The sequence below is a fragment of the Rhodoferax sp. genome (assembly GCF_011391645.1).
Lineage (GTDB): Bacteria > Pseudomonadota > Gammaproteobacteria > Burkholderiales > Burkholderiaceae_C > Rhodoferax.
In genome coordinates, this window is sequence record NZ_JAABQC010000103.1 from 1 (window position 1) to 9,552 (window position 9,552).

Consider the following 9,552-nt stretch of genomic DNA (forward strand, 5'->3'; position numbering starts at 1 on the left):
ACCTTGTACATGAACATCGGCCTGAGCGAAGGCGAGGAGTGGCTCGGGACTTTTAGGACCAATACCAATTTTGAACTGGTGGTGCTGGGAGAAACCATCAACATTTGCGGCCGATTGTCTGACCTGGCCCGCTTTGGCAAGGTGTGGGCCACCAAGGGATTGATCAGCAAGCTGTCCGGCACCGAGCGCTCGCAATTCCGCTACGGTGTGGAGCGCGATGCTCCCGAGGGCAGGGTATTTGTCAATAACACCTATGCCCAAGTGGCAACTTTGCTGTCGAACACCGACCCGCGGCATGCCAAGCTCATGGACATTGCGACCTGTGTGGTGGCCGAGGTTTTGCCCAAGCTTTAACATCTGACAAAATTTGGATGCGCGGAGCTCATCCGCCATCTGTCCGCGTGTCCTGTGGATAACTTTGTGAGTAATTACCCTAATAGGCGATGCCAAAAGGCGCCGCGCTCGACATGTGATATTTTGCTTACAATTTAATCATTAAAAAACTCAATTAAATCAATGATCTTTGACGACGTTTCTAATACGGCTGCTAGCATTTTCGGATTGTTGGAGACAACGCCCAACTGTGGGCAATTCACTATCGTGTTGCTAGCAACAAGTGACTCAGCATGACGGTTGAGTCGATTTTTCGACCAGATTCACCAGCTGTCTGGTCGGTCGGCGCGCTGTGCCGGGCCATAACTGACGCGCTGCAGGCCCGTTTTAACCCGGTGACGGTACGCGGCGAGTTATCGGGCTTTTCACGCGCTGCCAGCGGGCATTGCTATTTCTCGCTCAAGGATTCCGCCGGGCAACTGCGGTGTGCCATGTTCAAGCGCGCAGCCAGCGGCCTCGACTTTGCGCCGCGCGATGGTGAACTGGTGGAGGTGCAGGGGCGCCTGGGGGTGTATGAGCCGCGCGGCGACCTGCAATTGATCGTGGAAGGCATGCGCCGCGCCGGCCAGGGGAGTTTGTTTGAGGAGTTCCTCAAGCTCAAGGCCAAACTGGAAGCGCAGGGCCTGTTTGACCCGAGCCGCAAGCGGACCCTGCCGGTGATGCCGCGCGCCATCGGCCTGGTGACCTCGCTCGGCGCTGCCGCCTTGCATGATGTGGTCACCGCCTTGCAGCGCCGCGTGCCGCACATTCCGGTGGTGCTTGCACCCGCCTCGGTGCAGGGCGCCAATGCGCCGGCCGAGTTGATGGCCGCACTGAATGCTTTGTACACATTGAAGAGCGTGCCGATTGACGTGATCCTGCTGGTGCGCGGCGGTGGCGCGCTGGAAGACCTGTGGGCCTTCAACGACGAGGCGCTGGCGCGGTTGATGGTGCAAAGCCCGGTGCCGATCATTTGTGGCGTCGGCCACGAGACCGACTTCACCATTGCCGACTTCTGTGCCGACCTGCGCGCGCCCACACCCACTGCCGCTGCCGAACTGGTGGCGCAGCCGCGCGAGGCGTGGCTGGGCGCGCTGGACCAGGCGCAGCGGCGCCTGAGTGATGCGGTGCTGCGCCAACTGGATCGCCAGGGCCAGCGGCTGGACCGCGCCGTGGCGCGCCTGGGACGGCCGTCCGAACGCCTGGCCAGCCAGCGCCTGCGCCTGGCAGCCAGCGCCCATGGCCTGCAAAGCGCGGCCCGGCATTTTGTGCAGCAAAAGGAACAGCAGCAGCAGCGCCTGGCGGCCGAACTGCCCACCGCGCTGCAGCGCGCCTGGCAACAGCAGGCGCAGCGGCTGGAGCGGGCGAGCCTGCGCCTCAACCTGCTCGATCCGCACCATGTGCTGGCGCGCGGTTACACCCTGCTGTCAGATGACCATGGCAACACCATTGCCAGTTGCCGGCAGACCGCGCCGGGCCAGGCTGTCAAGGCTACCCTTGTTGACGGCACGGTTGATCTGCGGGTGGTGTAAGCTAGCCTCTGAAAGTTTTTACAATTTGATTTTTTGCAACTCAACACCGAGGATCACATGGAACACACTCTGCCCGCCCTGCCTTTTGCGATGGATGCCCTGGCACCCCACTATTCCAAGGAAACGCTGGAATACCATTACGGCAAGCACCACAACGCTTATGTGGTGAACCTCAACAACCTGCAAAAGGGCACCGAGTTCGAGACCATGGACCTCGAATCCATCGTCAAGAAATCCAGCGGTGGCATCTACAACAACTCCGCCCAGGTCTGGAACCACACCTTTTTTTGGAACTGCATGACCCCCAATGGCGGCGGCGAACCCACCGGCGCGCTGGCAGATGCCATCAACGCCAAGTGGGGTTCTTACGCGGCGTTCAAGGAAGCGTTTGTGAAAAGCGCCGTGGGCAACTTTGGCTCCGGCTGGACCTGGCTGGTGAAAAAGGCCGACGGTTCGGTTGACATCGTCAATATGGGTGCCGCCGGCACGCCCCTGACTACCGCGGACAAAGCCTTGCTGACGGTTGACGTGTGGGAACACGCCTACTACATCGACTACCGCAACCTGCGCCCCAAATACGTCGAGACTTTTCTCGCCAGCCTCGTCAACTGGCGCTTCGCCGAAGCCAACTTCGCCTGAGAGATCTGCGCGGACCCTTTGAAGACCGGCCTACCGGCTTTCAAGGGTTCGTTGTGATGCCGTTTCCTCGAGTTTTTTGCGCAAATCCGGCGCGCGAGACATGAGGCTTTGGTACTCGGCCAGACCGAGTACCAAAAAGCGCGTGGGTTTGACGGTGGTCACCGTGGCGCTTCGGGGTTTGTTTTGAAGCAGGCCGGCCTCACCAAAGAAGTCGCCACTCCTCAGGCGACGCGGGGTGGGAGACAGGTCAATCTCGACCTCGCCATCTGCAATGAAAAACAGAGCCGTTGAAAACTCTCCCTTGGTGATCACAACCACGTGGGCGGGAACCATCAGAGTTTTGAGAAGTCCGGAAATTTCGGAGATCCAGTTGGCGTCGAGGTGATTGAACAAGGGCAAACTCGAGACGATCTTCCAGATTTGCAACAATTCTCTGCGTTTGCGCTCATTGGCAAATCCGGTGGCAATGATGCCGGTTGGCATGGCCAGCATGCCGATGCCGATCAACATCGTGATGCCGCCAAGAATCCGACCCGCCAGGGTCACCGGCACCATGTCGCCGTAGCCGATGGTGGTCAGCGTCACGATGCCCCACCAAAGTGTGTGCGGAATCGACTTGAACAGCTCCGGCTGGGCGGCGTTTTCGACCAGGAAAAGACAGGTTGACAAAATCACCAGCAGCAGACCCAGGGTGAGCACTGAGGCGACCAGGGTGTGTTTCTCGTTTTGAATGACGGCACCCACCAGTTCAAGCGCGGTCACATACCGGGAGAGCTTGAAAAGCGAGATCACCGCAAACAGGCTGAGCCAGCCGTCTGGCGCAAAACCGGCCAGCATGAAGAGCATTGGCACGCAAACCAGCAGGTCAATCACACCGTGAAAGCTGACCAAATAAGAGCCGCGTTTACCCAATAGCGGGAACTTTTGCCACAGCCGGTCGCATTCGGTGGCCGTCCAGAAACGCAGGAAAAACTCTGCCACAAAGATGCCGCCACAAAGCAGCGGGATGGTGGTGTGTGCCGCCATGAACGGCTGCAGTTCCGGCACCGACTGCAGCAGGGTGGTTGCCGTGTTCAGGATCACGGTGCAAATGATCAGCGCCGCCACCCCGGGTGCGCCGCGATGCTCCTCGCCTTCGGGCAACGCCGCGTAAATCTGCTGGCGCAATGTGCCGGCTAGCATGGGTATTGCGAGGGCTTCAAGTCTTGCCGCCTGGATCGGTCAACTTGCCCGGCTGCAAGGCTAGGCCGCGTCCAGCGGCGCGAAGCTGCTGGCGCTTGCGGTGTGGCGCGCCTTCTCGGTGTCATGCATGAGGCGTGCCACCACCAGGCGCATGACATGAAATCCCAGCTTGGGGTTCTGGTAGTAAAGGCGTGCCATGCCTTCGGAGGAGAGACTGAAAAGTGTGCAGTCGGTGGCACATTCCAGGGTGAGCGTGCGCACGTTGTCAGGGGAAAAAAGTCCGATCTCGCCGACCAGGCTTCCCGGCGCCAGCATCTCGTCGTATTCCACCAGGCGCAGGCTGCCAGACTCCAGGTACAGCATCTCATTGGCCGCGTCGCCCTTTCTCCAGAGCGTGGTTCCCGCCTGGGCGGTGCGGCGCGTCATGTTGGGCAGCAGCCATTCCGAGATGGGAGTGTCGGATTTGGCGTTTTCGATGGCGCGCACCAACTTGTGGATTTGCATCGTCTTTTTGATATTGATCGGGATCAGCGCGCCATACAACAGCAAGGTGGGTATGGCCGCAGAGAAGTAGCCGTAGAGCACCAGGAACAGGCAGGCGACCAGGGCAACCACCCGCAAGGGCAGCATGCTTTTCATCAGGTAGCTGGTCACCATCAGGCCGGCGCCAATGAAGCCAAAGAAATAAGCAATATTGAAACTGGACATGACTTCATTCACCGGTTTGAGGTTGAGAGCGAAGCCTGTTGAGCAGGCCGCAGCGTCCGGGCGGCCGGACGCTGACACAGCAAGCATAACCCATGCCACAAGGCGGCAACAGTGTGCCTCAAGTTTTGGGGAACGGGCTCTCAGGCCAGCTGCTTACAGCGCTTTCTCGATGGCCGCAACCAGGCTGGGGTGCCCCGGCTCGATTTTGCTGGCAAAACTGCCTGTCACCTTGCCGCTGCGGTCTATCAGGTACTTGTGAAAGTTCCATTGAGGCGACTGACCCGTGGCCTTGGCCAGCGCGGTGTACAGCGGGCTGGCCTGGGCTCCCTTGACCACGCTTTTTGAGAACATGGGGAATTTGACACCATAGGTATTGAAGCAGAAGTCGGCAATTTCCTTGCTGCTGCCAGGCTCCTGTTGACCGAAATCGTTGGACGGAAAGCCCAGCACCACCAATCCCCTGGCCTGGTACCTGGCGTGCAATGCCTCCAGACCTTCGTATTGGCCGGTGAAGCCGCAGTAGCTGGCGGTGTTCACCACCAGCACCACCTTGCCAGCGTACTGACACAGGTTTTGCGGCGCCTCGTCCTGCAGGCGGTTGAAGCTGTGTTTCAGAATGCCAGGGCACGCCGTGCCGGTTGAGGCGGGCGAGCTGCCGCCCGGCAAAGCTGCGGTGGACGCAGCGTGGGCCGACAAGCCGGTGACAAAGCCAAGCAACAGGCCGGTAAGCAGGGTGGGGGTCAATGAAGCCATGGTGGAACACCTTGAAAATGAGCGGGTGGCGCAGTTTAAAGGGTTGCTCAAAAGTGTGTGCTGGTCGGGGCAAGCGGCAACCGCACCGTGGCATCCAGCCCGTCGGTCTGGCCGTGCGCCAACCGGTTGACCAGCTCGATCTGACCACCCAGAGTGTGGGTGATCTCCTGACAAATGGCCAGTCCCAGGCCACTGCCGCTGTGCACCTGACCGGCTGAAAATGGCTGGAACAGACGTTTGCGCAGATCCTCGCTGATGCCCGGTCCGCCGTCGCTGATGACCAGTGCTGCATGGCGGGCATCGCACAGCAGGCGCACCTGCAGCTTGCCTTGTTCGGGGCTGTAGCGTATGGCGTTGTGCAGCAGGTTGCGCGACAACTCGCGCAGCATCCAGGCGTGGGTCTGGATCGGGGCGGGCACGGTGTCAATCTCGAAGTCGAGCGACTTGTCGGCAATCAGGGGGGCCAAATCGAGGGCTACCTCACGCAAGATGTCGGCCCAGTCCACCGGCTCAACGGCGATTTCCTGCGCCAGTTGCGCCACCTTGGCCAGGGACAGCATCTGGTTGGCAAGCTGGGTGGCGCGCTCCACCGTGTGGCTGATCTCGGTCAGGCCCTGGCGGGCATCCACATCGCCGCGCAGGGCGGACTGCACCTGCACCTTGAGCACTGCCAGAGGCGTGCGCAGCTGGTGGGCGGTGTCGCGCACAAAACGTTTCTGGTTCTCCAGCAAATGGTGCAAACGGCGCATGGTGGTGTTGGTGGCATCAAGCAGCGGACGCAGTTCGTGGGGCGCGTCGTCCAGCGCCAGCGGGGTCAGGTCGTCCGCGCGACGCTGTTGCAATTGCAGGCTCAAGTTGCGCACGGGGCGGGTGGCGCGCTGCACCACCAAAAACACCACCAGCGCAATCACCGACACCAGCGCCAGTTGCCGCCACAGGGTGTCTTGCAAAATCTGGCGCGCCAGGGTGCGGCGCAGTTCCAGCGTTTCGGCGACCTGCACCACGGCCATGGTGCGGGCGCGTTGCATCGCCACCGGTTGCATCAACACGGCCACACGCACGGCCTCGCCGCGATACACATCGTCATAAAAATCGACCAATGCGGCGTAGGGCCCCAGGGTTGGCAACTGGCCGCGCCAAAGTGCCAGGTCGGCATAACCGTCAATCAGTTGGCCGCGGATATCCGAGATCCGGTAAATCATGCGGCTGCGGTTGTCGGCTTCAAACACCTCCAGCGCGGCGTAGGGAACCAGGGCGCGAAGCTGCGCGGACTCGGCCTCGCCGTCGGCCTGGATGTGCTCGCCAAGCGCCTTGGCTGACGCCAGCAGGGTGCGGTCATAGGCCGTGTTGACGGCGGCCAGGGCCTGCCGATAGATCACCACCGAGTCCACCAGAATGAACAGCACCACCGGCAGCAGGATGCCCAGCATCAGATAGCTGCGCAGCGACAGGCGGCGCAGATCTGGCCTCATGCGACCAGCTTGAGCAAATAGCCCAGTCCGCGCAGGGTGGTCAGGGTGGCACCCGTGCCCTGCAGTTTTTTGCGCAGGCGGTAAGCCACCACTTCAATCGCTTCGAACTGCACCTCGGCCTGGCCCGGGAAAACCAGTTCAAACAGACGCTCCTTGGTGATGGCCTGGCCAGCGCGGGCCAGCAGCGCACGCAGCATCGCGAGCTCCCGGCTGCTCAGATCCAGCACCTGGCCGGCATGGTAAAAAACTTTGCTTTCAGGGTCGAAGTGCAGCGGGCCGGAATCATTTGGTCCCGTGCCCGATCTGTCGCTGAACTCCGGGTGGCGACGCAACAGCGCGCGCACGCGGGCCTCCAACTCGTCAAGGTCAAACGGCTTGGGCAGGTAGTCGTCAGCCCCGGCGTTGAGACCTTGCACCCGGTCGCCAACGGTGCCGCGCGCCGTCAGGATCAACACCGGTGTGGTCAGTCCCTCGTCGCGCGCCTGTTGCAGCACGGCCAGGCCATCGCGGCCGGGCAGGCTCAGGTCGAGCAGCACCACGTCGGGGCGGCTGGCGCGCCAGCGGGCCAGCGCCGCGCGGCCATCGATGCAGACCTCAACCTGCCAGTCAAGCCGGGTCAGCGACCGGCTTAACGTGGTGTGCAGGGCGGTGTCGTCTTCAATCAGCAGCAGTTTCATGACCGTGACCTGCGCCAGCGGCAGATTTTTGCAGGGCCAGCCGCCACAGCGAGGTCACCTCTTTGGCGCGCGCCTGGTGCAGGGCGTCGGTGGCATCGCTGGCTTTGGGGTGCTGGGGTTTGGCGTCAATGCGGCTGACCACACGCAGGCCGTGTTGGTCAAAGGTGGCCAACAACTCGTCACGCGTGCGCAGGCCCAGCAGCTCGGCCAGGTTGGACAAAATCAGCCAACCCTCACCGCCCGGGGCCAGGTGGCTGGAAAGCCCCGCCAAAAAACCCTTGAGCATGTGGCCGCCCTCGTCGTACACGGCGCGCTCCAGCGGTGAGCTGGGCCGCGCCGGCAGCCACGGCGGGTTGCAGACAATCAGCGACGCCAGGCCGGGCGGAAACAAATCTGTTTTTTGCACGGTGATGTGTTGCTCCATTCCCAGGCGCGCCACATTGTCCTGGGCACAGACCAGCGCGCGCGGCTCAAATTCGGTGGCCACCACATGGCTCACACCCCTGCGCACCAGCACGGCGGCGAGCACGCCGGTGCCGGTGCCAATGTCAAACGCGGTGATGCCGCTCTGGCCCTTGGGAGCCTTGGGCAGATGGGCTGTGGCCACCAGGCCGATGTACTCGCCGCGCACCGGTGAAAACACGCCGTAATGCGGGTGGATGCGGTTGCCAGGGGCTTCGCCGAGCGCGGCAATCTCCACGCCCACGCGGCGCCATTCATGCGCGCTGGTGACACCCATCAGTTCGCGCAGCGAAACCACCGACGCACCGGCTGTCGTGTCGGCATCGCCCCAGGCCTCGCTGCACGCCAGGCTGACATCCGGCGCGCGGCGCAGCGTCATGTGGTAGCTGGCATCCAACTCGACCAGCAGCATGCCCAGGGTGCGGGCGCGCTGCGCCTGGGCTTGACGGTGCTGATTGAACGCCTCGGAGATCGGAGTCGGCTGGGTTGCCTTGACGCGCTTGCGTTTGGGCACCTGGTCGATGCGCCGCGCGATTGCCTGCAGCAGCAGGCGGGCATTCTGAAAATCGCCGCGCCACAGCATCCCGGTGCCGGCGCAGGCCATACGGTAGGCGCTGTCGGCAGTCAAAGTGTCGTCGGCCAGCACCACGCGTTTGGGGGGTGAGCCGCCTCGTTCACTGCGCCACAGGGCCGAGCAGGCCTGGTCGGCCTCAAGCCAGTGAATGTGTGGCAGGGCGGCAGCGTCGCTCGTGGGGCTGGCTAAATTTTGGGGCATGAAAGCAGTCTTGAGTGGAATGGGGAGAGTTGTAACAGATTGAGCCAGTCGCGGGCGCGTTGGTATTTTCCCTAGTAATTCCGGACAGCCGTTTGACAGCTTGGCCACGCATCATTGTGCTGTCATCAACACCCAAGGAGACTTCGATGCGTCGTGATACTTTTCTGAAATCCATCGCCGCGCTGGTCGCAAGCGGTGGTTTGCCGCTGTCGGCATTGGCCGCCACCAACGTCAAAATGATGATTCCAGCCAATCCGGGCGGCGGCTGGGACGGCACCGGGCGCGCGCTTGGCAAAGCCCTGGTGGACGCCAAGGTGGCCGACACCGTGACCTATGAAAACAAGGGCGGTGCCGCGGGCGCGCTGGGTCTGGCGCAGTTTGTCAATGCCAGCAAGGGCGACCCCAATGCCCTGATGGTGATGGGTGCCGTCATGCTGGGCGGCATCATCACCGGCAAGCCGCCGGTTTCCATCACGGCGGCCACGCCCATTGCGCGCCTGACCAGCGAGTACAACGTGTTTGTGCTGCCCGCCAACTCACCTTTCAAGACCATGGCCGATGTGGTGGCCCAGCTCAAAAAGGACCCCGGCAGCGTCAAGTGGGGCGGCGGTTCACGCGGTTCCACCGAGCACATTGCCGCAGCCATGATTGCCCGCGCAGTGGGGGTTGACCCGGCCAAGATCAATTACGTGGCTTTTCGGGGCGGCGGTGAGGCCACTGCGGCCATTCTGGGTGGCAATGTGACCATCGGCGGCAGCGGCTACAGCGAGTTTTCGGAGTACATCAAATCCGGCAAGATGGTCCCGATTGGGGTCACCTCGGCCGCGCGGCTCAAAGGCATCGACGTACCCACGCTGAAAGAGCAGGGCATTGCCGTCGAGATTGGCAACTGGCGCGGTGTCTATGGTGCCCCTGGCATCACACCGGCGCAGCGCAAGGCCCTGACCGACATGGTCATCAAGGCCACCCAGTCCAAGTCC

10 protein-coding genes are annotated in these 9,552 nt (G+C 62.1%); 4 read left to right on the forward strand and 6 right to left on the reverse strand.

Annotated features, from left to right (window positions below):
* The 3 genes from GPS82_RS11795 to GPS82_RS11805 all read left to right on the forward strand — a co-directional run.
* Positions 1-354: hypothetical protein (locus GPS82_RS11795; protein WP_296494920.1), on the forward strand; the 354-nt coding region annotated here is incomplete at its 5' end.
* A gap of 272 nt (positions 355-626) precedes the next feature.
* Positions 627-1,904 (forward strand): exodeoxyribonuclease VII large subunit, encoded by a 1,278-nt coding sequence (gene xseA, locus GPS82_RS11800; RefSeq protein ID WP_296494923.1) that lies wholly within the window; start codon positions 627-629, stop codon positions 1,902-1,904.
* Positions 1,905-1,961: 57 nt separating this feature from the next.
* Entirely contained in the window at positions 1,962-2,543 is a 582-nt protein-coding gene (locus GPS82_RS11805) for a Fe-Mn family superoxide dismutase (RefSeq protein WP_296494925.1), read from the forward strand.
* A gap of 30 nt (positions 2,544-2,573) precedes the next feature.
* Here the strand turns inward: GPS82_RS11805 and GPS82_RS11810 are convergent, their stop codons facing one another.
* From GPS82_RS11810 to GPS82_RS11835, 6 genes are all read right to left on the reverse strand, one after another.
* Positions 2,574-3,725: a cyclic nucleotide-gated ion channel gene (locus GPS82_RS11810; RefSeq protein WP_296494927.1), complete on the reverse strand. Its 1,152-nt coding sequence runs from the start codon at positions 3,723-3,725 to the stop codon at positions 2,574-2,576.
* A 60-nt stretch (positions 3,726-3,785) separates the two neighbouring features.
* The gene (locus GPS82_RS11815; RefSeq protein WP_296494930.1) at positions 3,786-4,433 is read right to left on the reverse strand and encodes a cyclic nucleotide-binding domain-containing protein; all 648 of its coding nucleotides are present in this window, start codon (positions 4,431-4,433) and stop codon (positions 3,786-3,788) included.
* Positions 4,434-4,586: 153 nt separating this feature from the next.
* Complete coding sequence (locus tag GPS82_RS11820; protein WP_296494934.1) at positions 4,587-5,186, reverse strand: glutathione peroxidase; 600 nt, start codon at positions 5,184-5,186, stop codon at positions 4,587-4,589.
* Positions 5,187-5,233: 47 nt separating this feature from the next.
* Positions 5,234-6,658 carry a sensor histidine kinase N-terminal domain-containing protein gene (locus tag GPS82_RS11825; RefSeq protein WP_296494936.1) on the reverse strand — a complete coding sequence of 475 codons (1,425 nt, stop codon included), beginning with the start codon at positions 6,656-6,658 and terminating at the stop codon, positions 5,234-5,236.
* Positions 6,655-7,335: a response regulator transcription factor gene (locus GPS82_RS11830; RefSeq protein WP_296494937.1), complete on the reverse strand. Its 681-nt coding sequence runs from the start codon at positions 7,333-7,335 to the stop codon at positions 6,655-6,657. The genes GPS82_RS11825 and GPS82_RS11830 overlap by 4 nt, the downstream gene beginning before the upstream one ends.
* A complete protein-coding gene (locus GPS82_RS11835; protein WP_296494940.1) occupies positions 7,316-8,572 on the reverse strand; it encodes a class I SAM-dependent methyltransferase in 1,257 nt (418 codons plus the stop codon). The genes GPS82_RS11830 and GPS82_RS11835 overlap by 20 nt, the downstream gene beginning before the upstream one ends.
* Before the next feature lie 146 nt (positions 8,573-8,718).
* Here GPS82_RS11835 and GPS82_RS11840 point away from each other — a divergent pair.
* Positions 8,719-9,552: tripartite tricarboxylate transporter substrate-binding protein (locus GPS82_RS11840; RefSeq protein WP_296494942.1), on the forward strand; the 834-nt coding region annotated here is incomplete at its 3' end.

What these genes read in the sequence shown, in the direction of transcription:
- GPS82_RS11810 (WP_296494927.1), bottom strand. Translation starts at nt 3,725, where the DNA reads ATGCTAGCCGGCACATTGCGCCAGCAGATTTACGCGGCGTTGCCCGAA.
- GPS82_RS11825 (WP_296494936.1), bottom strand. Translation starts at nt 6,658, where the DNA reads ATGAGGCCAGATCTGCGCCGCCTGTCGCTGCGCAGCTATCTGATGCTG.
- GPS82_RS11815 (WP_296494930.1), bottom strand. Translation starts at nt 4,433, where the DNA reads ATGTCCAGTTTCAATATTGCTTATTTCTTTGGCTTCATTGGCGCCGGC.
- GPS82_RS11830 (WP_296494937.1), bottom strand. Translation starts at nt 7,335, where the DNA reads ATGAAACTGCTGCTGATTGAAGACGACACCGCCCTGCACACCACGTTA.
- xseA (WP_296494923.1), top strand. Translation starts at nt 627, where the DNA reads ATGACGGTTGAGTCGATTTTTCGACCAGATTCACCAGCTGTCTGGTCG.
- GPS82_RS11835 (WP_296494940.1), bottom strand. Translation starts at nt 8,572, where the DNA reads ATGCCCCAAAATTTAGCCAGCCCCACGAGCGACGCTGCCGCCCTGCCA.
- GPS82_RS11805 (WP_296494925.1), top strand. Translation starts at nt 1,962, where the DNA reads ATGGAACACACTCTGCCCGCCCTGCCTTTTGCGATGGATGCCCTGGCA.
- GPS82_RS11820 (WP_296494934.1), bottom strand. Translation starts at nt 5,186, where the DNA reads ATGGCTTCATTGACCCCCACCCTGCTTACCGGCCTGTTGCTTGGCTTT.